Origin of the sequence: Mycolicibacterium sp. MU0053 (assembly GCF_963378095.1) — a bacterium.
Lineage (GTDB): Bacteria > Actinomycetota > Actinomycetes > Mycobacteriales > Mycobacteriaceae > Mycobacterium > Mycobacterium burgundiense.
This window is the reverse complement of record NZ_OY726397.1, coordinates 4,188,937-4,211,241: the sequence shown is the minus strand read 5'-3', so window position 1 is coordinate 4,211,241 and position 22,305 is coordinate 4,188,937. Positions and strand designations below refer to the sequence as shown.

General features: G+C 69.2%; 25 protein-coding genes and 1 pseudogene. 20 read left to right on the top strand and 6 right to left on the bottom strand.

The features are described 5' to 3' along the window. Positions 1–108 precede the first annotated feature (108 nt). Both RCP80_RS20065 and RCP80_RS20060 read right to left on the bottom strand, forming a co-directional pair. Positions 109–879 carry a class I SAM-dependent methyltransferase gene (locus RCP80_RS20065; protein WP_373693549.1) on the bottom strand — a complete coding sequence of 257 codons (771 nt, stop codon included), beginning with the start codon at positions 877–879 and terminating at the stop codon, positions 109–111. A gap of 26 nt (positions 880–905) precedes the next feature. Then, complete coding sequence (locus RCP80_RS20060) at positions 906–1,415, bottom strand: DUF2505 domain-containing protein (RefSeq protein ID WP_308479337.1); 510 nt, start codon at positions 1,413–1,415, stop codon at positions 906–908. 26 nt (positions 1,416–1,441) lie between these two features. Between RCP80_RS20060 and RCP80_RS20055 the strand changes: the two genes are divergently transcribed. Continuing rightward, positions 1,442–2,503: a UDP-N-acetylmuramate dehydrogenase gene (locus RCP80_RS20055; protein ID WP_308479336.1), complete on the top strand. Its 1,062-nt coding sequence runs from the start codon at positions 1,442–1,444 to the stop codon at positions 2,501–2,503. A gap of 34 nt (positions 2,504–2,537) precedes the next feature. Continuing rightward, positions 2,538–3,875 (top strand): L,D-transpeptidase, encoded by a 1,338-nt coding sequence (locus tag RCP80_RS20050; protein WP_308479335.1) that lies wholly within the window; start codon positions 2,538–2,540, stop codon positions 3,873–3,875. Here RCP80_RS20050 and RCP80_RS20045 read toward each other — a convergent pair. Next, entirely contained in the window at positions 3,856–4,623 is a 768-nt protein-coding gene (locus RCP80_RS20045; RefSeq protein WP_308479334.1) for an SDR family oxidoreductase, read from the bottom strand. The genes RCP80_RS20050 and RCP80_RS20045 overlap by 20 nt on opposite strands. 203 nt (positions 4,624–4,826) lie before the next feature. On the opposite strand from RCP80_RS20045, the gene RCP80_RS20040 reads away from it, so the two are divergent. The 7 genes from RCP80_RS20040 to RCP80_RS20010 all read left to right on the top strand — a co-directional run bounded on the left by RCP80_RS20040 (position 4,827) and on the right by RCP80_RS20010 (position 11,575). After that, positions 4,827–6,083, top strand: coding sequence for an ROK family protein (locus tag RCP80_RS20040; RefSeq protein ID WP_308479333.1), 1,257 nt, complete (start codon positions 4,827–4,829; stop codon positions 6,081–6,083). Positions 6,084–6,126: 43 nt separating this feature from the next. Continuing rightward, the gene (mshA, locus tag RCP80_RS20035) at positions 6,127–7,422 is read left to right on the top strand and encodes a D-inositol-3-phosphate glycosyltransferase (protein WP_308479332.1); all 1,296 of its coding nucleotides are present in this window, start codon (positions 6,127–6,129) and stop codon (positions 7,420–7,422) included. Then, positions 7,419–7,928 (top strand): type III secretion system chaperone family protein, encoded by a 510-nt coding sequence (locus RCP80_RS20030; RefSeq protein ID WP_308479331.1) that lies wholly within the window; start codon positions 7,419–7,421, stop codon positions 7,926–7,928. The genes mshA and RCP80_RS20030 overlap by 4 nt, the downstream gene beginning before the upstream one ends. A gap of 48 nt (positions 7,929–7,976) precedes the next feature. Then, positions 7,977–8,723 carry a phosphoglyceromutase gene (locus tag RCP80_RS20025; RefSeq protein WP_308479330.1) on the top strand — a complete coding sequence of 249 codons (747 nt, stop codon included), beginning with the start codon at positions 7,977–7,979 and terminating at the stop codon, positions 8,721–8,723. Positions 8,724–8,882: 159 nt separating this feature from the next. Continuing rightward, positions 8,883–10,052, top strand: coding sequence for a sensor histidine kinase (locus RCP80_RS20020; protein ID WP_308479329.1), 1,170 nt, complete (start codon positions 8,883–8,885; stop codon positions 10,050–10,052). A gap of 30 nt (positions 10,053–10,082) precedes the next feature. Further along, entirely contained in the window at positions 10,083–10,769 is a 687-nt protein-coding gene (regX, locus tag RCP80_RS20015) for a two-component sensory transduction protein RegX (protein WP_308479328.1), read from the top strand. 80 nt (positions 10,770–10,849) lie between these two features. Continuing rightward, positions 10,850–11,575 carry a hypothetical protein gene (locus RCP80_RS20010; RefSeq protein WP_308479327.1) on the top strand — a complete coding sequence of 242 codons (726 nt, stop codon included), beginning with the start codon at positions 10,850–10,852 and terminating at the stop codon, positions 11,573–11,575. Between the two features lie 8 nt (positions 11,576–11,583). Here the strand turns inward: RCP80_RS20010 and RCP80_RS20005 are convergent, their stop codons facing one another. Then, entirely contained in the window at positions 11,584–12,363 is a 780-nt protein-coding gene (locus tag RCP80_RS20005) for a DUF3109 family protein (protein WP_308479326.1), read from the bottom strand. Positions 12,364–12,427: 64 nt separating this feature from the next. Between RCP80_RS20005 and RCP80_RS20000 the strand changes: the two are divergent. From RCP80_RS20000 to RCP80_RS19955, 10 genes and pseudogenes are all read left to right on the top strand, one after another. Then, positions 12,428–12,765, top strand: a pseudogene (locus RCP80_RS20000) (Ppx/GppA phosphatase family protein); the annotation flags it as partial. Then, positions 12,762–13,745, top strand: coding sequence for an Rv0497 family membrane protein (locus RCP80_RS19995; protein WP_308479325.1), 984 nt, complete (start codon positions 12,762–12,764; stop codon positions 13,743–13,745). The pseudogene RCP80_RS20000 and the gene RCP80_RS19995, both read left to right, overlap by 4 nt. Before the next feature lie 12 nt (positions 13,746–13,757). Beyond that, positions 13,758–14,603 carry a sugar phosphate isomerase/epimerase family protein gene (locus RCP80_RS19990; protein ID WP_308479324.1) on the top strand — a complete coding sequence of 282 codons (846 nt, stop codon included), beginning with the start codon at positions 13,758–13,760 and terminating at the stop codon, positions 14,601–14,603. Continuing rightward, complete coding sequence (locus RCP80_RS19985) at positions 14,600–15,445, top strand: thioesterase family protein (protein WP_373693384.1); 846 nt, start codon at positions 14,600–14,602, stop codon at positions 15,443–15,445. The genes RCP80_RS19990 and RCP80_RS19985 overlap by 4 nt, the downstream gene beginning before the upstream one ends. A 216-nt stretch (positions 15,446–15,661) precedes the next feature. Beyond that, complete coding sequence (locus tag RCP80_RS19980) at positions 15,662–16,531, top strand: type IV toxin-antitoxin system AbiEi family antitoxin (RefSeq protein WP_308479323.1); 870 nt, start codon at positions 15,662–15,664, stop codon at positions 16,529–16,531. Positions 16,532–16,681: 150 nt separating this feature from the next. Beyond that, on the top strand, positions 16,682–17,557 hold the full coding sequence (gene proC, locus RCP80_RS19975) for a pyrroline-5-carboxylate reductase (RefSeq protein ID WP_308479322.1): 876 nt from the start codon (positions 16,682–16,684) through the stop codon (positions 17,555–17,557). Positions 17,558–17,707: 150 nt separating this feature from the next. Next, positions 17,708–17,974 (top strand): helix-turn-helix domain-containing protein, encoded by a 267-nt coding sequence (locus RCP80_RS19970; RefSeq protein ID WP_308479321.1) that lies wholly within the window; start codon positions 17,708–17,710, stop codon positions 17,972–17,974. A gap of 112 nt (positions 17,975–18,086) precedes the next feature. After that, complete coding sequence (locus tag RCP80_RS19965; RefSeq protein WP_003402602.1) at positions 18,087–18,188, top strand: 30S ribosomal protein bS22; 102 nt, start codon at positions 18,087–18,089, stop codon at positions 18,186–18,188. Positions 18,189–18,244: 56 nt separating this feature from the next. Continuing rightward, positions 18,245–19,312: an SDR family oxidoreductase gene (locus RCP80_RS19960; protein WP_308479320.1), complete on the top strand. Its 1,068-nt coding sequence runs from the start codon at positions 18,245–18,247 to the stop codon at positions 19,310–19,312. A 35-nt stretch (positions 19,313–19,347) separates the two neighbouring features. Further along, the gene (locus RCP80_RS19955; RefSeq protein WP_308479319.1) at positions 19,348–20,415 is read left to right on the top strand and encodes a lysophospholipid acyltransferase family protein; all 1,068 of its coding nucleotides are present in this window, start codon (positions 19,348–19,350) and stop codon (positions 20,413–20,415) included. 15 nt (positions 20,416–20,430) lie between these two features. On the opposite strand, the gene RCP80_RS19950 is transcribed toward RCP80_RS19955, so the two are convergent. Then, entirely contained in the window at positions 20,431–20,928 is a 498-nt protein-coding gene (locus tag RCP80_RS19950; protein WP_308479318.1) for an FAS1-like dehydratase domain-containing protein, read from the bottom strand. A 71-nt stretch (positions 20,929–20,999) separates the two neighbouring features. Then, the gene (locus RCP80_RS19945; protein ID WP_308479317.1) at positions 21,000–21,887 is read right to left on the bottom strand and encodes an HAD family hydrolase; all 888 of its coding nucleotides are present in this window, start codon (positions 21,885–21,887) and stop codon (positions 21,000–21,002) included. 64 nt (positions 21,888–21,951) lie between these two features. Between RCP80_RS19945 and RCP80_RS19940 the strand changes: the two genes are divergently transcribed. Then, on the top strand, positions 21,952–22,224 hold the full coding sequence (locus RCP80_RS19940; protein WP_308479316.1) for a glutaredoxin family protein: 273 nt from the start codon (positions 21,952–21,954) through the stop codon (positions 22,222–22,224). Positions 22,225–22,305: the final 81 nt, after the last annotated feature.

Genomic DNA, 22,305 nt, shown 5'->3' with positions numbered 1-22,305 from the left:
CTAATTTGCCTGCCGGACAGCAATGAGAACATCCGTAGTCACGACCGGTGCAGCGGCTGACGGAAATGTTAATTAGGCTAGGCAAAGATATGGTGACCGAAGTCCGGCTCAGGCGGGGGCGACGACGGACCACGGCACGGTCAGCACCGCGTCGCGGATCTTGCGCCGTACCGGCTGCAGCGGCACCCCCGCGTCCTGCAGCGCGGTCAGCATGGCCCGCCAGCGTTCCCCGGGCCCGAAGACGCCGTGGGCGGCCGTGGCCGCCCAGGCCCGGTCGGCGGCGGTGAGCAACTCGTGCACCGGTTGCCCAGCCACGTTGAGGTGGATCAGCACCTTCGGCAACCGCTCGGCCAGATCCGAGGGGCGTTCGATGTGCCGCGGGTCGCACGCCAGCGTCAGGCTCACCGGGCCGTCGCGGTCCAACAGCACCCAGGACGACCGTCGCCCCAACTCGTCGCAGGTGCCGTCGACGATGAGGCCACCGGGGGCCAGCGCGGCCCGCATGGTTGACCACGCGCCGGGGACCTCTTCGGCCGGGTACTGCCGCAGCACGTTGAACGCGCGCACCAACACCGGATGCAGGCCGGCGAGCTCGAAGCCGCCCAACGCGAAGTCCACCGCACCGGTGGCGGCGGCGCGCCCGGCGCGGACCCGCTCGGGATCGATCTCCAGTCCGACCATCCGGACATCGGGACGCACCCCGCGCAACCGGGCCGCCAACTCCAACGTCGTCACCGGCAGGGCGCCGTAGCCCAGGTCGACCACCAGCGGATCGGCGGCCGCGGCCAGCGCCGCGACCACCCGCGGTGAATGCACCAGCCACCGGTCGGCCCGCCGCAACCGGTTGTGTCCGGTGGTGCCGCGGGTCGGCTGTCCGATCGGGCGATGCGGCGTCGGCTTGCCGCTCAGTGTTGCCGGTCCAGGATCCAGGCCGTGGTGAATCGTTGCTCGCTGATCAGCAGCTCGGCGAGCTGACTGCCGATGAACCCCTCGACCTTGCCGCCCAGCAGCGGGATTTTGACCTCCACCGTGATCGTCAGATCGACCTTGGCGCCCGCGCCGTCCGGGTAGAGATTGCCGGCTCCGGTGGCCGCCACCGGAGCGCCGGGGATGTGGGCCGCGATCGCCGCGGTCGAGCGGTCCGCGACGACCGCACTCCAGGACTCCTTGCGCGTGATGTGCAGGTCGCCGCGATACAACTGGGTGACGAAACCGGGCAGCCGATCGGCCCGTAGCACCTGGGTGGTGGTGACGTCGATCGCGCCGTCCGCGGCGATGACGAGGGCATCCAGGGTGGCGTCGTCGGCGCCGGAGTCGTCGAGCCGGGCCAGCCAGAATTGCTCGTCGGCGAACGCCGAATGCACCTGCGCAACGTTGCCCTGGTAGTTGGCCGACAAGTCGAATGAACGCGGCATGACTGGTCACGCTACCGTTACGGCCCGTGGCCGGTTCACAATTCGCGGGCGCGGCGGTGACCGAGCAGGTGCCGCTGGCGTCCCTGACCACCCTGCGGGTGGGGCCGGTGGCGCGTCGGCTCGTCACGGCGGTCGAAACCGAGCAGATTGTGGCGGCCCTGCACGCGCTGCGGGACGAGCCGGTTCTGCTGCTCGCCGGCGGCTCCAACGTGGTGCTGACCGGTGATCGGGCGGATCTGACGGTGGTGCGAGTGGCCACCGACCACATCGCCGTCGACGGCAACCTGGTGCGGGCCGAGGCCGGCGCCGCCTGGGATGACGTGGTGGTGGCGTCGTTGAACGCGGGGCTGGGCGGGCTCGAATGCCTGTCCGGCATCCCCGGTTCGGCGGGTGCCACGCCCGTGCAGAACGTCGGAGCCTATGGGGCCGAGGTCGCCGACACCATCACGCGCGTCCGGTTGCTGGACCGTCGCTCCGGCGAGGTGTCCTGGGTGGGTCCCGAGGCGCTGCGTTTCGGCTATCGCACCAGTGTGCTCAAGCACGGACCCGACGCGGGCAACCACGTGGTGCTGGAGGTCGAGTTCGCGCTGGACGACCGGGGTCGCAGCGCGCCGCTGCGGTACGGGGAGTTGGCCGACACGCTGGGCGCCGCGGCCGGTGACCGGGTGGAGCCGGCGCGGGTGCGAGAGGCCGTGCTGGCACTGCGCCGCGGCAAAGGCATGGTGCTGGACGCGGCCGACCACGACACCTGGAGCGTCGGTTCGTTTTTCACCAATCCGGTGGTCAGCCGCGCGGCCTTCGAGGCCGTCGCCGCGAAGGCCGACGGTGCCGTCCCGCACTATCCGGCCGGCGCCGAGGTGAAGCTGGCCGCCGGCTGGTTGGTCGAGGCCGCCGGCTTCGGCAAGGGCTTCCCGGGGGCCGACGCGCCGGCGCGGCTGTCCACCAAGCATGCGCTGGCCCTGACCAACCGAGGCAGCGCCACCGGCGCCGATATCGTCGCGTTGGCGCGGCGGGTGCGCGACGGTGTGCTGGCGACCTTCGGCATCCGGCTGGAGCCCGAACCGGTGATCATCGGCGCGGTGATCTGACCGTGCGCCGGTGGGGGCCGTACCCTTTTATGGTGTGAGTCCCGCGCGCGATCCCGCGCTACCGCCGTCGGTGACGCGACGACGAGCGATCGGTGTGCTGGCACTGGGTGCGCTGGCCCCGGCGGCATTGGCCGCCTGCGTCGGAGGTCCGGACGGACCGGGTGGCGACGACGGGGCGCCGCCGGCCCCGGAGGTGGAGTTCACCCCGGCCGTCGACGCCACCGATGTGCTGCCGACCTCGCCGGTGCGCCTGCAGGTCCGCTACGGACGGTTTCAGCGAATCGCGTTGCGAATCCCGGACGGGCGGGTGGTCGCCGGCGTGCTGGATCGCGAACGCACCAGCTTCATGACCACCGAGCCGCTCGGTTACGGCGTGACCTATACCTGGGACGGTGCCGTGATCGGGGGCGACGGTCGAGCGGTCCCGGTGTCGGGCAGCTTCACCACGGTGGCCCCCAGCCGGGTGATCAGCGGCCAGTTCCAGCTGGCCGACGGTCAGACCGTCGGGGTGGCCGCGCCGATCATCCTGCAGTTCGACGGGGCGATCAGCGACAAGGCGGCCGTCGAGCGGGCGCTGCGGGTCTGCGTCGCACCCCCGGTGGAGGGCGGCTGGGCCTGGTTGCCGGACGAGGCCGGGGGCGCCCGGGTGCATTGGCGCACCCGGGAGTACCTCCCGGCGGGCGCGACCGTGCGCGTGGACGCCCCGCTCTACGGCGTGCACTTCGGGGACGGCGCCTACGGGGCGGCCGACTCGACCCTGGACTTCGCGATCGGCCGCCGCCAGGTGGTCCGGGCCGACGCCAACAGTCACCGGCTCCAGGTGCTCACCGACGTCGGGGTCATCATGGACTTCCCGTGCAGCTACGGCGAGGGCGACGTGGATCGCAACGTGACTCGCAGCGGCATCCACGTGGTCACCGAGAAGTACGAGGACTTCTACATGACCAATCCCGCCGCCGGTTACGCCAACCTGCGGGAACGGTTCGCGGTGCGGATCTCCAACAACGGCGAGTTCATTCACGCCAACCCCGCGAGCCTGGGCGCCCAGGGCAGCGCCAATGTCACCAACGGCTGCATCAATCTGTCGCTCGAGGATGCCGAGCAGTACTTCCATTCGGCGCTCTACGGCGATCCCGTCGAGGTCACCGGCACGCGCATCGAGTTGTCCTACGCCGACGGCGACATCTGGGACTGGGTGATCTCCTGGCCCGACTGGCAGGCGATGTCGGCGCTGTCCGATGCCGAGGCCACCGAGCAGTTGCCCAGTACCGCGCCGGCCACACCGACGGATGCGCCGACGTTGTCGGGCACCCCGACCACCGAAGCCCCCGCGACGACGCAGGCGCCGGTGCCTACGGGGTCCGGCGGTTGAACCGCCCGTGCGGCGCCTGGTCCCGGGGTCGGATCACGATCTGATCCAGGTTGACGTGCGCGGGGCGGGCGGCGACGAATCCGATCACCTCGGCGACGTCGTGGGCGACCAGCGGCGTGATGCCGGCGTAGACGGCATCGGCACGCTTCTCGTCGCCGTCGAAGCGGACCAGCGAGAACTCGGTTTCCACCGCGCCCGGCGCAATTTCGGTGAGCCGCACCGGCTTTCCCAGCAGTTCGCCACGCAGGGTGCGGTGCACCGCACCCTGGGCGTGTTTGGCCGCGGCGTAGCCGGACCCGCCGTCGTAGGTTTCGAACGCCGCGATCGAGGTGACCGTGACGATCAGGCCGTCGCCGGAATCGATCAGCTGGTTCAGCAGCGCCCGGGTGACCCGCAGCGTGCCCAGCACATTGGTCTCCCACATCCAGCGCCAGTGCTCGAGGTCGGCGTCGGCCACCGGTTCCAGGCCCTTGGCGCCGCCGGCGTTGTTCACCAGCACGGCCAGCGGGCCGGGGAGGCGCCGCACGGTCTCGGCCAACGCCGCCACCGAGGCGTCGTCAGTGACGTCCGTCACCACCGCGGTGCCGCCGATCTCGGCGGCCAACGCCTCGATCCGCTGATGCCGCCGCGCCGCAACCACCACGTGAAAGCCCAGGGCGGCAAGCGTTTTCGCGGTCTCTTCGCCGATCCCGGAGCTGGCTCCGGTGACCACAGCGACCCTCTGGGTCCCGTCACGGTTCTCGCTCATCGTGCCAACTCTAATTCCTGTGTTAAATTCTGCTTTGTGTCCAACCGGTTCCTGGGAGCAACATCGGCTCCGCACGCCATGGCGTGCAGGGCGCTGTCGTGTTGTTGTCCCGGTGCTCACCGCGTCTGACGAGTCCTGACTTCGGTCGGGTTGGCGCGGTTTCCTCGACGCCCCAACCGAACCGGACCCCTTAGGACACAATCGTGCGTACCACCCTTGCCCCCGTTTCCCATCTTCATGCGCTGCGCTCCCGGCATCAGGTCGTGCCGGCGGCCCTGCGACTGCCCGAGGGCGCGGCCGCGGCGGTCTTCGCCGCGGTGCGGTTGCGCGGCCCCGTGGCCCGCGACGCCATTGCCGGCAACACCAAACTCTCGATAGCCACCGTCAATCGGCAGGTCACCGCGTTGCTGGAGGCGGGACTGCTGCGTGAGCGCGCCGACCTCGCCACCTCCGGTGCCATCGGCCGGCCCCGGGTCCCGGTGGAGGTCAACCATGAGCCGTACCTGACGGTCGGCGTGCACATCGGCGCCAAGACCACGAGCATCGTGGCCACCGACCTGTTCGGCCGCACGCTCGACGCCGTCGAGACCCCCACGCCGCGCGGCGCGCAGGGCCAGGCGCTGGCGGCGCTGGCGGCCAGCGTGCAGCGCTACCTGAGCCGCTGGCATCGCCGTCAGACCCTGTGGGTGGGGGTGGCGACTGGCGGCATCGTCGACGCCGGCCTCGGCACCGTCGACCATCCGCGGCTGGGCTGGCAGGAGGCGCCGGTCGGCCCGGTGCTCGCCGACACCCTGGGGCTGCCGGTGTCGGTGGCTTCCCACGTCGACGCGATGGGCGCGGCCGAACTGCTGCTGGGCGTGCGTCGCTCGGCCGCGCCGTCGACCAGTCTCTATGTCTACGCCCGGGAGACCGTCGGGTACGCCCTGATCATCGATGGCCGCGTGCACAGCCCCAGCAGCGGTCCCGGCACCATCGCCACACTGCCGGTGCAATCGGAATTGCTCGGTGGCTCAGGCGCTTTGGAGTCCACTGTCAGCGACGAGGCGGTGGTGGCCGCGGCCCGTCGACTCGGGATCGGGTCCGGCCAGGGCTCGGAGGTGGGTACCGTCGCCGCGGTGGTGACGGCCGCGCGGCGCGGCAACGATGCGGCGCACCGGTTGTTGGCCGAGCGGGCGCGGGTGCTCGGCGACGCGGTGGCGCTGCTGCGGGATCTGTTCAACCCGGACGAGTTGGTGGTCGGCGGCCAGGCCTTCACCGAGTACGGCGACACGGTCAAGGGGGTCGAACAGGCCTTCGCCCGGCGCTCGGTGCTGGCGCCGCGCGAGATCCGGGTGAGCGCATTCGGCAACCGGGTGCAGGAGGTCGGTGCCGGCGTGGTGTCGCTCAGTGCGCTCTACGCCGATCCGGTGGGCGCGCTGCGGCGCGCCACCCGCCCACGGGTGGCTGCGGTCGCACGCTGACCGCGCTTACCTGCGCCGCCGAGCCCTGGTGTAAGGATGAAGTGTGCGCGTCGCGGTTTTGTCGGTCCATACCTCGCCCTTGGCCCAGCCGGGCACCGGCGATGCCGGCGGCATGAACGTCTACGTCCTGCAGACCGCGCTGCACCTGGCGCAGCGCGGCGTCGAGGTGGAGATCTTCACCCGCGCGACCTCGTCGACCGATGCGCCCCTGGTGCGGGTCGCCCCGGGCGTGGTGGTGCGCAACGTGGTCGCCGGGCCGTTCGAGGGCCTCGACAAATACGACCTGCCCACTCAACTGTGCGCGTTCACCGCGGGTGTGCTGCGCGCCGAGGCCACCCACGAGCCGGGCTACTACGACATCGTGCATTCGCACTATTGGCTTTCCGGCCAGGTCGGTTGGTTGGCCCGGGACCGCTGGGCGGTGCCGCAGGTCCACACCGCCCACACGCTGGCCGCGGTGAAGAACGCCGCGCTGGCCGAGGGCGACGCCCCCGAACCCGCGTTGCGTGCGGTGGGCGAGCAGCAGGTGGTCGACGAGGCGGACCGACTCATTGTGAACACCGAAGATGAAGCGAACCAACTGGTTTCGTTGCACAACGCCGACCCGTCGCGGATCGACATCGTCCACCCCGGAGTGGACCTACAGGTCTTCACCCCCGGTGACAAGGACGCCGCGCGAGCCGCGCTGGGACTGCCCGACGGGCCCACCGTGGCGTTTGTCGGGCGGATCCAGCCGCTCAAGGCCCCCGATGTGTTGCTGCGCGCGGCGGCCAAGCTGCCCGGGGTTCGGGTACTGGTGGCCGGCGGGCCGTCCGGCAGCGGTCTGGCCGCCCCCGACGGGCTGATGCGGCTCGCCGACGACCTGGGTATCGGCGACCGCGTGACGTTCCTACCGCCGCAGACCCGCGACAACCTGGTCAACGTGTACCGCGCGGCCGACCTGGTGGCCGTGCCGAGCTATTCGGAATCCTTCGGCCTGGTGGCAGTGGAGGCCCAAGCCTGCGGCACCCCGGTGGTGGCCGCCGCGGTGGGCGGTCTGCCGGTGGCGGTGCGCGACGGGCACACCGGTGCGCTGGTGGACGGCCACGATCCGGACCGGTGGGCTGCCGCCCTGGGCGAGCTGTTGCAGCACGGCGATCTGGCCGCGATGAGCCAGGCCGCGGTGGCGCACGCGTCGACGTTCTCCTGGGACCACACCGTCGACGCGCTGCTGAGCGCCTACCGCCGCGCCATCACCGATTACGACCTGGCCCACCAACGGGTGGCCCGCGACACGCTCTCGGTGTCGTCGGTGCGCCGCGGGCGGCGTTGGACCCGGCGGCGGGGAGTGCGCGCATGAGCGCGCAATCCGAGGACGTGCAGAAGCTCATCGAGCAGGCACTCGACGAGCGGGAGCTGAGCTACACCCGCCACGAGGGCGCCCACGGCGGGCTGCCGGGCCTGGTGGTGCAGCTGCCCGGCGAGCGCAAGCTCACCACCAACACCATCCTGAGCATCGGCAAGCATTCGGTGCGGGTGGAGGCGTTCGTGTGCCGCCGGCCCGACGAGGACTTCGAAGCGGTCTACAAGTTCCTGCTCAAGCGCAACGGCCGGCTGTACGGCGTGGCCTACACCCTGGACAACGTCGGCGACATCTATCTGGTGGGCCGGATGGCGCTGGAGCTGGTCACCGCCGACGAGATCGACCGGGTGCTGGGACAGGTGCTCGAGGCCGTCGATTCGGACTTCAACACCTTGTTGGAGCTGGGATTCCGGTCCTCCATCCAGAAGGAATGGGCGTGGCGGGTGGCCCGCGGCGAGTCGTTGAAGAACCTCGAGGCATTCGAGCACCTGATCGACGAATAGCGGTCCGGTCGCACGCCGCGCCGCGGCGGTCATGAGAGGATTCGGGGCATGTCTGACTCCACGTTGGTGCTGCTCCGGCACGGCCAGAGCGAATGGAATGCGTCGAACCTGTTCACCGGATGGGTCGATGTCGACCTCACCGACCAGGGCCGGGCCGAAGCGGTCCGCGGCGGCGAATTGATGGCCGAACAGGGCGTCCTGCCCGATGTGCTCTACACCTCGCTGCTGCGACGCGCCATCACCACCGCGCATCTGGCGCTCGAGGCCGCCGACCGGCTGTGGATCCCGGTGCGCCGCGACTGGCGGCTCAACGAGCGGCACTACGGGGCGTTGCAGGGATTGGACAAGGCCGCGACCAAAGAGAAGTACGGCGAGGAACAATTCATGGCCTGGCGGCGCAGTTACGACACGCCGCCGCCGCCCATCGAGAAGGGCAGCGAGTTCAGCCAGGACGCCGACCCGCGCTACGCCGACATCGGCGGCGGCCCGCTGACCGAATGCCTGGCCGACGTGGTGGCGCGGTTCGTGCCGTATTACACCGGGGCCATCGAGCCGGACCTCAAGGCCGGCAAGACCGTGCTGATCGCCGCGCACGGCAACTCGCTGCGCGCGCTGGTGAAATACCTCGACGGGATGAGCGACGAGGACGTGGTGGGTCTGAACATCCCGACCGGCATCCCGCTGCGCTACGACCTCGACGAGAATCTCAAGCCCAAGTTGCCCGGCGGCACCTACCTGGACCCGGAGGCCGCCGCGGCCGGCGCCGCGGCGGTGGCGAGCCAGGGCAGCAAGTAGCGTCCTGGGGCACCGCGGCCCGCGTTGGGCAAGCGGTTGGCAAACTTCACATGAACGCGGGTGAACGGCGCCCAAACTCCTGGTCTGGGGACTGTGAGTTGTCGCGTTTTGGCCGCTTGCTGCTGGGATGACGTTCACTCATCTGCGTACGATCATCGCGTGAGTGTGGTGTCGGCACTGACCCTGGCCGGGGTCGTCGCCGTGTTGGCGCTGGCGATGGGAGTCGCGATCGGCGCCTGGCTGTGGCCCCGCGTCGTCGGGCGCCGGCAGCGGCGTTCCGCCGAACTAGCCGGATTCGCCATCGCGCAGATGCTCCGGCACATCGTCGAACTTGCCCCCCAGGGCGTCGTCGTCGTCGACCGGTATCGCAACGTGGTGTTCACCAACGAACGGGCCCGGCACGGCGAGTTGGGTCCGGTGCACGACGGACTGCTCGACGACCGCGCCTGGGCGGCGGTGCAGCGCACACTGGCCACCGGGGCCGACAACGAGGTGGATTTGTCGCCGCGGCGCCGCAGCGCGATCAGCCGGCCGGGCATGTCGATCCGCGGCCACGTCCGCCGACTGGCCGACGACAGCACCTTCGCGGTGATCTTCGTCTACGACCAGTCCGAGCAGGCGCGCATGGAGGCCACCCGTCGCGACTTCGTCGCCAACGTCAGCCACGAACTCAAGACGCCGGTCGGCGCCATGGGGGTGCTGGCCGAGGCGATCCTGGAGTCCGCCGACGATCCCGAGACGGTGCGCCGGTTCGGTGCACAGGTGCTCGGCGAGTCCAAGCGGCTGGCGGACATGGTCGGCGAGCTGATCGAACTCTCCCGGCTGCAGGGCGCCGAGAAGCTGCCCAGCTTCGATTCCGTCGACATCGATCTGGTTGTGTCCGAGGCGATCTCGCGCTACAGATTGGCGGCCGAGAATGCCGATATCACGATCGCCACCGATGCGCCCACCGGTCTTCACGCGGTGGGCAACCAACCGCTTTTGGTCACCGCCGTGGCCAACCTGATCTCCAACGCCATCGCGTATTCGCCACGGGGGTCCACGGTTTCGATCACCCGATCCCGTCGGGGCGGCAATGTGGAGATCGCCGTGACCGACCGCGGGATCGGCATCGCGCCGCCGGATCAGGAGCGGGTCTTCGAGCGGTTCTTCCGGGTGGACAAGGCGCGGTCGCGCGCGACCGGGGGCACCGGGCTGGGGTTGGCGATCGTCAAACACGTTGCGGTCAATCACAACGGTTCGATCAGGTTGTGGAGCAAAGCGGGCACCGGATCGACGTTCACGCTGTCGGTACCGGCCTACCGCGATGAAGGGTTAGTTGATGAGTAAGGCACGTTTGACGAGAGGACCGTTGCTGCGATGACCAGTGTGCTGATCGTTGAGGACGAGGAGTCGCTGGCCGATCCCTTGGCGTTCCTGTTGCGCAAGGAGGGTTTCGAAGCCACCGTGGTGACCGACGGACCGAGCGCACTGGCCGAGTTCGAACGGTCCGGGGCCGACATCGTGCTGCTGGACCTCATGCTGCCCGGGATGAGCGGCACCGACGTGTGCAAACAACTGCGGGCCCGGTCCAGCGTGCCCGTGATCATGGTGACCGCACGGGACAGCGAGATCGACAAGGTCGTCGGCCTGGAGTTGGGCGCCGATGACTATGTGACCAAACCGTATTCGGCGCGCGAACTGATCGCCCGGATCCGCGCCGTGCTGCGCCGCGGCGGGGAGGTCGACGACGTGGGCTCCGACGTCGGGGTGTTGGCGGCCGGCCCGGTGCGGATGGACGTCGAACGTCATGTGGTCAGCGTGGGCGGCGAGCCGATTACGTTGCCGCTCAAGGAGTTCGACCTGCTGGAGTATCTGCTGCGCAACAGTGGCCGGGTACTGACCCGCGGGCAGCTCATCGACCGGGTCTGGGGTGCCGACTACGTCGGGGACACCAAGACGCTGGACGTCCATGTCAAACGACTGCGTTCCAAGATCGAGCCGGATCCGGCGAATCCGGTGCTTTTGGTCACCGTGCGCGGCCTGGGATACAAGCTGGAAGGCTGACGGCCGGCTCGGCACTTTTGCTAGTGTTCGCCCATCGGGCGTCACGCCCGACGGGGGTTACGTTCGGGGGGGAGCCGGACATGGGGATCGATGCCGTGCCGTGCCGCGCTTGTGGGGCGGGGGGTTTGCATCAGGTGCTGGTGCGCGGCGAGTTGACCGTGGTGCTGTGCGAGGACTGCGGTCTGGTGCAACTGCCCGTGCACCCGGGGGAGGGGACGGTCATCGGCACCCCCGCGTGTCACCCGGGCATCCGGGCCCGGTCCGAACACGTCACCCAGGCGGTGCGCACCGCCGACGCCGCCGACCTGCTGCGCGGGGACGCGGTGCGGCAGTTCGGTGGCACGCACGGCGGCAGCTGGCTGCCGTTGCTGATGCAGTTGGGCTTCACACCCGTCTACGCCGGGACCGCCGACGTGGTGGTGGATTGCTTCGGCGCCATGCACGACCGAGACCAGCGTGCGGCGATTGCGCAGTTGGCCGCGGCCACCGCACCCGAGGGCGTGCTGTTGATGCAGTTCGAATCGGTGGCCGACATGGTTCGGAAAGCCCACTGGGAGCTGCTGTCGCACAATCACTTCGCGTACTACACGCTGACGGCGCTGAGCGCCATGCTGGCGGCGGTGCAGATGTCGGTGGTGGCGGCCTACCCGCTCGAGGTGCACGGTGGGACCACGATGGTGGCGGCCGTACACGCGCGCGGCTGGCCCGCCACCGCCGAGGTCAAACGCAAGCTCGCCGACGAACATCAACTCAAGATCGCCAGCCCCGCGGGGGTGCGAGATTTGCTGCGGGCGGCCGAGCGGTAACCGGCCGACTACTGCGCGGCGCGGGTCGCCGGGTGGATGGCGATCAGCCCCAAACCCGCACGCCGCCTGCACATTGCCGCCAGCTCGGCATAGGCCTTATCGCCCAGGAGTTCGGTCAGCTCGGGGGCGTAGGATTCGAAGACCGGTTTGCTGCCGACGTGCGCCGCCGGGTCTCCGGTGCAGTACCAATGCAGGTCCGCGCCGCCGGACCCCCAGCCGCGGCGATCGTATTCGGTGATGGTGGTCTTGAGGATCTCGGTGTCGTCGGGCCGGGTGATCCACTCCTGGGTCCGCCGGATCGGCAGCTGCCAGCACACCTCGGGCTTCATGGTCAGCGGCTCGACGCCGATCTTCAGCGCCTTGCTGTGCAGGGCGCAGCCGATACCGCCCTCGAACCCGGGACGGTTCAGAAAAATGCAGGCACCCTTGTACTTGCGGGTCCGCAGCGTCGGCTCGTCCTCATAGCTGTCCATCTCGAGGTAGCCCTTGCGGCCCAGACCCTTGTCCCGGTACTGCCAGTCCTCGGCGCTCAGTTGCTGCACGGCGTCGTCGAGGCGGGCGCGGTCGTCGTCGTCGGTAAGGAAGGCGCCGTGCGAGCAGCAACCGTCGTCGGGTCGCCCCACCACGGTGCCCTGACAGGCCGGCGTGCCGAAGACACAGGTCCAGCGCGACAGCAGCCAGGTCAGGTCGGCGGCGATCAGATGTTCGTCGTTGTCGGGGTCGTAGAACTCCACCCACTCGCGCGGGAAGTCCAGCTCGACCTCACCGGGAGAAGCGCTATCTGCCACACCCACCAACGGTAGACGACGTTGCGCCCTTCGGCCCAACAGCGCGGCTGGCTATGCTGCGTGTTCGGCGGCGCGTCGCGCCTCAGCTGCACCTGCTGGCGGCGAGCTGCGGGTAAAGAGGAGACTGACAGCCGGCGGTCTCAGAAAACTCATAGCGTTGATCTCTAGGATGACCGCGGCGGATTGTGCAGAAACTGGAAGGAGTCGGCGCCTTGCGTGCACCGCAGGATTGCGGCGGACGCACTGGTGGCGGAGGCAAGCATGCGAGCGCTATCAATGGAAGCGGTAAGTAGTCGCCCGAGGGCGCTGCGGGGCGGCTTGATCCTGCGCTCACTCGACAGCGCAGCCGACGGCACCGCAGCGGTGCAAACCCCGGTCGACAGGCGAGGCGATAGACGATGACTGGACCAGACGACGGACAGCCCGGCGCCCGCTCGATATCGGTCGCCGAGTTGCTTGCCAAGAACGGCACCATCGGCGCACCACCGGTAGGGGGCCGCCGGCGTCGTCGGCGCGGCAACAGCGACGCGGTCACCGTCGCCGAACTCACCGGCGAGATCCCCGTCATTCGCACCGGTGAAATGCCGGTGGTCGCCGAGACCGACACGGCCGCCGAGACCGAATCCGCCCCGGCGGTGCCGGTCGAGGAACCCGTCACCGAGGCGGTGCGCACCGAGGCCGACGAGGACGTCGCGGTCCCCGAACCCCTGCAGCGCACGTCGGAGCCGCTGCCGCGGCGGGGTCCGGTCACCGCGCCGGAACGCAGCCACTATCCGCGCCCGACCCGTAAGCGGGACCGGCCCGGACCGGAGCGCGGCCCCCGCAACCGCGGCGCCGGCGCCGAGTTGATGAGCCCGGATCCCGTCGACCTCGAAGACGCCGAGGTCGAACTCGCGCTCACCGACGACACCCTGACCGAGGCCGGCCCCGACGAACTCGGCATCGGCGATGCGTCCTATCTGCATTCGAACGCCGGTGCGCTGTTCGGTGGCGACTCGGTGGCCGACGACGCCGCCCGCCGGGGCAGCCGCAAGACCGACGACCTGGTGGACGAACTCGAGGCGTCGGAGGAATCCGAAGCCGCGATCGAACTGGCCGACGAGGAACCGCTGACCCGCATGCAGCAGGTGGTGCGGGGCGGCTGGATCGCCCTGCAGTCGATCCTGGCGGTGGCCTTCGGCGGCGGCCTGTTCATCGCCTTCAATCAGCTGTGGCGATGGAACAGCCTGGTGGCGCTGGTGCTCGGTGTGCTGGTCATCCTGGGCCTGGTGGTCGGGGTGCGGATCGTGCGTAAGACCGAGGACATCGGCAGCACGCTGACCGCCGTCGCGGTGGGGGCGCTGGTCACCTTCGGTCCGCTGGCCCTGCTCCAGGCCAGCTAGCACTCGCGATTCGTGCGCCCCGCGATCAAGGTCGGCCTCTCGACAGCCTCGGTCTACCCGCTACGGACCGAGGCGGCCTTCGACTACGCCGCTCGCCTCGGTTACGACGGTGTCGAGCTGATGGTGTGGGCCGAAACCGTCAGCCAGGACATCGATGCCGTGCAGGAGCTCTCCGAGCGGTACAACATGCCGGTGCTGTCGGTGCACGCACCGTGTCTGCTGATCTCGCAGCGGGTGTGGGGCCCGAACCCCATCGCGAAACTGGACCGCAGCGTGCGCGCCGCCGAGCAGCTGGGCGCCCAGACCGTCGTCGTGCATCCGCCGTTCCGATGGCAGCGGCGGTATGCCGAGGGGTTCAGCACCCAGGTGGCCGAGCTCGAGGCGACCAGCGGCATCCTGGTGGCCGTGGAGAACATGTTCCCGTTCCGGGCCGACCGGTTGTTCGGGGCCGGCCAGACATCGATCGAGCGGATGCGCAAACGCGGCGGCGGGCCCGGGGCGGGGATCTCGGCGTTCGCGCCGTCCTACGACCCGCTGGACGGCAACCACGCGCACTACACGCTGGACCTCTCCCACACCGCGACCGCCGGCACCGACGCGCTGGAGATGGCCCACCGGATGGGCGAGGGGTTGGTGCACCTGCACCTGTGCGACGGCAACGGCGCCTCCGCCGATGAGCACCTGGTGCCGGGCCGCGGCACCCAACCCACCGTGGAGGTGTGTCAGATGCTGGCCGCCAGCGACTTCAATGGCCACGTGATCCTGGAGGTCACCACCTCGGACGCGCGGTCGGAAGCCGAGCGCGAGGCGCTGCTGAAGGAGTCCCTGGAGTTCGCCAGAACGTATCTGCTGCGATGACGGGACCCGCGAGCTTCGCCCGGGCCATGACGCTGCACCCGGCCGCCCCCGAGGAGTCCGACGGCGACGCCGACGCGGTGGCCTTCGATGGGGAGTTGAATCTGCACTGGACCATCGGGCCGAAGATCCACGGCGGGGTGATGCTCGCGCTGTGCGCCAAGGCGGCCGGGCTCGCGGTCGACCCCACGGGTGCGGGGCCGGCGCCGGTCGCGGTGTCGGCGAGCTTCTTGTCGGCGCCGGATCCGGGGCCGGTGCGGGTCCTCGCCCGGATCCGCAAGCGCGGCCGCACCGTGAGCCTCGTCGACGTCGAACTGGTTCAGGGCAAGCGCGTCGCGGTGCGCACCTCGGTCACGCTGGCCGCCCCCGAGCACGACGCGGCCCCGCTGCTGTCGACCAACCCGGTGCCGGCCGAGATGGCGCCCGAGCCGCCCGCGGAGATCGAGTCGATCGGACCGGGACACCCGTTGGCCGAGATCAATCACCTCGCGGCGGGATGCGACATTCGGCCCGACATGGCCGGTCTGTGGTCGGTGCCGGCCGGACAATCGCCCGTGACGCGCTTGTGGGTGCGTCCGCGGACGGAGGCACCCGATGTGTTGTTCGCGCTGATGTGCGGCGACATCTCGATGCCGGTCACGTTTGCGGTGGGCCGCACCGGGTGGGCGCCCACCATTCAGCTCACCGCGTACCTGCGGGGTCTGCCCGCCGATGGCTGGCTGCGAATCATGTGCACCACCACCCAGATTGGGCAGGACTGGTTCGACGAGGACCACCTGGTGGTGGACAGCACGGGCCGCATCGTGGTGCAGACCCGACAGCTGGCGATGGTGCCCGCGCCCTGAGGTTTGGGCGGGTGCGCGTGGGTGCCCCCGGCGTTCGAGATTGCACTCACGGCCCTCAGCTTGAGCTGACGGCGTAAATCCGCGCGGATTTCCGCCCTGGGGGCAATGTCAGGGCCGGGAATGCAATCTGGAGGCCCACGATGCAATCTCGGCGCACGCACGGGCGCCTGTGGATGGCCGTCGGCGTCGATTGTCGAGAATTGGCACGCTGGGCCGATGGATTTGACCGCGCCATTCGTGGGATCCCGGGCGATTGCCGACGGGGTGCTGAACCGCCATCAACTCCGGACGCGTTTTGCGCGCGTGTTCCCGGACGTCTACCTGGCGAAGTCCACGGCGCCGACGCTCGACGTCAGGATCGCAGCCGCTTGGCTCTGGTCGCGGCGCACGGCGGTGGTGGCCGGGTTGGCGGCCTCGCATCTGCTGGGCGCGCACTGGGTGACAGCTCCGATCATTGAACTGGTACATCCGAATACCCGTCCTCCCAAGGGGATTCGATGTCGTCACGATGAACTGCCGGCCGGTGAGGTCGCGTTTGTCGGGCGGTTGCCCGTCACGAGTGGCGCGCGCACCGCGTTCGACATCGCGCGGACCGAACCCGTCGACCGCGCGGTCGCCGCCCTCGACGCGCTGCTGCGTGCCACCGGCGTGACGGTCACCGAGGTCGAAGGGTTGGCGGCTCGGCATCCGGGCGTGCGCGGGCTGCGGCGGGCCGAGGCCGTGCTGGCGCTCGTCGACCCGGGGTCCGAATCGCCCAAGGAGACCTCGTTGCGGTTGCTGTTGATCCGCAACGGCCTGCCGGCACCCCAGACCCAGATCGAGGTGCGCGACGAAGCCGGCTACCCGATCGCTCGGTTGGACATGGGCTGGCCCGAACTGATGATCGCGGTCGAATACGACGGCGATCAGCACCGGACCGACCGGCAGCAGTACGTGCGCGATATCCGGCGGCTGGAGATGTTGGAACGCCTCGGCTGGATCGTGATCCGAGTCGTGATGGAGGATTCGTCCGCCGGCGTGCTGCGACGGGTGAACGCGGCGATCGACCTCCGGCGTTCGAGATTGAACCTGCGGCGCCCAGCTTGAGCTGACGGCGGAAATCCGCGCGGATTCTCGCCCGTAGGGCAATCTCGGCGCCTTGGCGGCAATTTCGACGCCCCAGGATGCCGCCTCGACGGGCCGGGCCCCCCGCCTCCTCCCCGAATCGCCGCACCCGCGGATATAGGGTTTGCGTCCATGGCCAGAATCGCGATCATCGGTGGCGGCAGTATGGGTGAGGCCCTGTTGGCGGGCCTGTTGCGCTCGGGCCGGCAGGTCAAGGACCTCGTCGTCTCGGAAAAGATGCCCGACCGCGCCAAGCACCTCTCGGAAACGTATTCGGTGCAGGTAGCGCCGGTGGTCGATGCCGCCGAGCACGCGAACGTCGTGGTGATCGCGGTCAAGCCCTCCGACGTCGAGCAAATCCTCGATGAGGTCGCCGAGGCCGCGGCCAAGGCCGAGGCCGACAGCGCCGAGCAGGTCTTCGTCAGCGTCGCCGCCGGTGTCACGACGGCATTCTTCGAAGCCAAGCTGCCGGCGGGGTCCCCGGTGGTTCGGGTGATGCCCAACGCGCCGGCACTGGTCGGCGCCGGCGTCAGCGCGTTGGCCAAGGGCCGCTTCGTGACCCCCGAACAGCTCAAGGGTGTCTCGGAATTGTTCGACTGTGTCGGCGGCGTGCTCACCGTCGCCGAGAGTCAGCTCGACGCGGTGACGGCGGTTTCCGGCTCCGGGCCGGCGTATTTCTTCTTGATGGTCGAGGCGTTGGTGGACGCGGGCGTGGCGCAGGGATTGTCGCGGCCGGTGGCCACCGATCTGGTGGTGCAGACCATGGCGGGCTCGGCGGCGATGTTGCTGGAGGGCCTCGACAAGGCCCGTAGGCCCGCCGGCGACGGTGCCGTGGCGGCCGGTGTGGACACCACTGCGGCCCAGCTCCGCGCGACTGTGACGTCCCCGGCGGGGACCACCGCGGCGGGTCTGCGCGAACTCGAGCGCGGCGGTTTGCGGGCGGCGGTGGCCGACGCGGTGGCCGCCGCAAAAACCCGCTCTGAGCAGTTGGGAATCACAACGGAGTAGTTCTGGGCGGTTTCACCAATTTTCGACGGAATACCCCACACCCGTCGCAGCAACCCCATCTGCCCCGCTATTCTCCAGGGTGTATGCACGCGTTCGTTCCAGCGGAGGGGAAGCCACTGGAACTGGCCGTGCCTGATTGATTGGGTTGCGATGACGTCTATGAACGGGCCATCGGCACGGGATTCGGTGAGTGCCAAGCGGGACGCTGGGAATTCAGGAACGGGAGACGGGCAGCCGGCCAAGACACAGTTTCTGACTGTGGCCGAGGTGGCCGGGCTCATGCGGGTCAGCAAGATGACGGTCTACCGGTTGGTGCACAACGGCGAACTGCCGGCCGTGCGGGTGGGCCGGTCGTTCCGCGTGCACGCCAAGGCCGTGCACGACCTGTTGGAGACCTCCTACTTCGACGCGGGCTGAGCCCGGTCGATCACCGCGTTGTCAGACTGGGCACCCGTTTTCGATATCCGGGCGGATTTCGGTAGGGTGGCCAGGTTAAGTCGTGTCTATGCATCGGTAGGTAGCGGAGTACATGGGTTCAGTCATCAAGAAGCGGCGTAAGCGTATGTCGAAGAAGAAGCACCGCAAGCTGCTTCGCCGCACCCGCGTGCAGCGTAGAAAACTCGGCAAGTAGCCGTCCCGTCCGGCTGTGGGCATGCTGTCGGCCGGATCGGCCGGTAGCCTAGCCAGATGGGACCGGACGACACCTCCGACGCTGCGCATCCGAAGGTCGTTCTGGTCACCGGTGCGTGTCGCTTTCTCGGCGGTTTCCTGACCGCTCGACTGGCCGCCAACCCGGCCGTCGAGCGGGTCATCGCCGTGGACGCGATCACCCCCAGCAAGGATCTGCTCCGCCGGATGGGTCGCGCCGAGTTCGTTCGGGCCGACATCCGGAATCCGTTCATTGCCAAGGTGATCCGCAACGGGGACGTCGACACCGTGGTGCATGCGGCGGCGGCGTCCTATGCGCCCCGCAGCGGCGGTCGGGCCACGCTCAAGGAATTGAACGTGATGGGCGCGATGCAGCTGTTCGCGGCGTGTCAAAAGGCGCCCACCGTCCGTGCCGTCGTACTCAAGTCGACCTCCGAGGTCTACGGCTCGAGCGCCTTCGACCCGGTGATGTTCACCGAAGACAGCAGCGGCCGGCGTCCGCTGGGTGCCGGATTCGCCCGCGACAGCATGGACATCGAGGGGTACGCCCGCGGCTTGGGCAGGCGTCGCCCCGATATCAGCGTGTCCATTCTGCGGCTGGCCAACATGATCGGCCCGGCGATGGACACCCAGCTCTCGCGCTATCTGGCGGGGCCGGTGGTGCCGACCACCGTGGGTCGGGACGCCCGGTTGCAACTGCTGCATGAGCAGGACGCCCTCGGGGCGCTGGAGCGCGCGACGATCGCGGGCCGCGCGGGCACCTTCAACATCGGCGCCGACGGCATCATCATGATGTCGCAGGCGGTGCGGCGGGCGGGCCGGGTGGCGTTGCCGCTGCCCTCGTTCGGAGTCCGGATCGTCGACTCGCTCCTGAAGGCCGCCGGCGGCAGCGAGATCAATCGCGACCAACTTCGCTACATGACGTATGGCCGGGTCATGGACACCACGCGGATGCGTTCGGAGTTGGGCTACGAGCCGAAATGGACCACACTGGAGGCATTCGATGACTACGTACGTGGTCGTGGATTGACGCCGATAATCGATCCCCGGTGGGTACGCTCGACGGAGAAACGGGCGGTTGCATTGGCGCAGCGGTGGGGTAGCTAGAGATCTGATATGCGGGTGGGGAGAAGGTATTGAGCGTGGCGGGCGATTTCAAAGCCAAAGTTATTCCGCTGCACGGCAATTCGAATCGTGCAACAACTGCGCGAAGGGCCGTTCAGCGCGCCGAGGCGGCCCGCCGACATCCGTCGCTGCACACCGATCCCGGTGGCCGGGCCGCGGCCGAAGAGATCGCCGCCGTCGTCCGGGACATCGACGCCCACCGCGCGGGCTCCGGTGCGGCAGGCGCCGAAGCCGAGGGTCCCAACGAACTGGCGCAGAAGATCGCCGCCGTTGCTGAATTTGCTCGCAAACGACTCACCGGCGACTACGTGGTCGACGAGTTCGGCTTCGATCCGCACCTCAACGAGGCGGTGTTCCTGCCGTTGCTGCGGCCGTTCTTCCGGTCCTGGTTCCGGGTCGAGGTCACCGGCATCGAGAACCTGCCCACTGACGGCGCCGCGCTGGTGGTGGCCAACCACGCCGGGGTGTTGCCGTTCGACGGCCTGATGCTGTCGGTGGCGGTGCACGACCATCACGCGACCAATCGGGATCTGCGGCTGCTGGCCGCCGACATGGTGTTCGACATGCCGGTGCTCGGGCACGCGGCGCGTAAGGCCGGCCACACCATGGCCTGCACCTCCGATGCCCACCGGTTGCTCGACGGCGGCGAACTGACCGCGGTGTTCCCGGAGGGCTACAAGGGCCTCGGCAAACGCTTCAAGGACCGCTACAAGCTGCAGCGGTTCGGCCGCGGCGGCTTCGTCTCGGCGGCCCTGCGCGCGAAGGCGCCCATCATCCCGTGCTCGATCGTCGGATCCGAGGAGATCTATCCGATGATGGCCGACGTCAAACTGCTGGCCAGGCTGCTGGGGCTGCCGTATTTCCCGATCACGCCGCTGTTCCCGCTGGCCGGGCCCGCCGGGCTGGTACCGCTGCCGTCGAAGTGGCACATCGAGTTCGGCACGCCGATCCCGACCGCCGATTACGACGAGTCCGCCGCCGAGGACCCGATGATCACCTTCGAACTGACCGACCACGTCCGCGAGACCATCCAGCACACGCTGTATCAGCTGCTGGCCGACCGGCGGAACACGTTCCTGGGCTAGCCCCTAGCCCGGGGGTCAGAGCCCGAGGCGCGCCGCGATCGCCGCGACCTGCTCGTTGGCCTCCGAATCGCTGGCGGCCTCACCGATCATCGTCACGACGCTGGTGATCACCGGCGCACCGGTGCCGTCGGTGACCTCGGCGCGCAGCTCGGCGATGACGGTGCCGTGCGATTCGAGCACCGAATCCAGATACGAATCGAAGTACAGCTCGTCGCCCACGACCACCGGGCGGTGGAACTTGAACTTCTGGTCCCGGTGGATGACGCGGGCGATGTTGATCCCCACGTCGAACTGCTTGAACATCTCGAGCTGAACGCGTCGCCCCGCGACGGCGATGAACGTCAGCGGCGCCACGACACCCGGGTGCCCGAGCTCGCGGCCCGCGGCCTCGTCGTGGTGCGCCGGATGGCTGTCCAGCACGGCATCGGAGTATTCGCGGATCTTTTCCCGCCCGACGACGAACTTGTCGGGGTAGCGGTAATGCGTCCCGATGATCTCTTCGGCAATGGCCATGTGTGCTGGTGCATCCTTGCTCGGCAAATGTCAGGCGCAGCCTATCAACCCGGGCACCGGTGCCCCGTCGCTCAGTTGTCGTGGCGCCGCGAGGCGATGGCGGCCAGCGCCCCGCCGGCGGCACCGAGCGCCAGTGCCGAGGGCACCCCGATCCGGGCCGCCTTGCGTGCGGTGCGGAAGTCGCGGATCTCCCAGCCCCGCTTGCGGGCCAGATCCCGCAGCTCGGCGTCGGGGTTGATGGCCACCGCGGTGCCCACCAGCGTCAGCATCGGCACGTCGTTGTAGCTGTCCGAGTAGGCCGTGCAGCGGCGCAGGTTCAGACCCTCCCTGATCGCCAGTGCGCGCACCGCGTGTGCCTTGCCCGCGCCGTGCAGGATCTCGCCGACCAGCCGGCCGGTGAAGACCCCGTCGACGGATTCGGCGACCGTGCCCAACGCGCCGGTCAGGCCCAACCGGTCGGCGATGATCGCGGCCAACTCGTAGGGGGTGGCGGTGACGAGCCAGACCTGCTGACCGGCGTCGAGGTGCATCTGCGCGAGATCACGGGTGCCGGGCCAGATCTTGTCGGCGATGATCTCGTCGTAGATCTCCTCGCCGACGGCGGAGAGTTCGGCGGTGGTGCGCCCCTCGATGAACGACAGCGCCTTGCGTTTGCCCTCGGCGACGTCGTCGCTGTTCTCCCGGCCGGTGAGCTGAAACTTGGCCTGCGCGTAGACGAAGCCGAGGACATCGCGGTACGTGAAGTACTTGCGCGCGGCGAGTCCGCGCGCGAAATGCACCAACGACGAGCCGTGCACCATGGTGTTGTCGACGTCGAAGAACGCCGCGGCGGTCAGGTCGGCAGGCGGCGGCAGCGGGGCTCCGGAGTCCTCCGTGAGCGATTCGACGGCGAGTTCGGCGCTGGCCGCGCCGGCGGCCGGCACAGTGGCGTCCCCGCCCTCGGCCTGCGGTCCTGCCACGGACACCCCCTGTTCTGTGCTCTCGACTTGCTCAGTCACCCTATCCAAATGTCATCATCGGCAGATGAGCGCCGCGCAGGTCTGCCTGCTGGTCCGGTCCGGCTGTCAGATCTGCGGTCGGCTCGGTGATCAGCTCACGGCGCTGGCCGGGGAGTTGGACTTCGAGTTGAGCGTCGTCGACGTCGACGAGGCCGCGCGGGCGGGGGACGCCGAACTGCGGGCCGAGTACGGCGACCGGCTGCCGGTGGTGTTACTCGACGGAACCGAGCACAGCTACTGGGAAATCGACGAGCCGAGGTTGCGCCGCGACCTGGCTGCACGCGGCGACGTGCGATGACGCCGAGGGACCGACCTGATAATTTGGGAGTTCGCAGGTGGGCGGCTACGGTTGTAACCAGAATGAGCTGAATTCATTTCA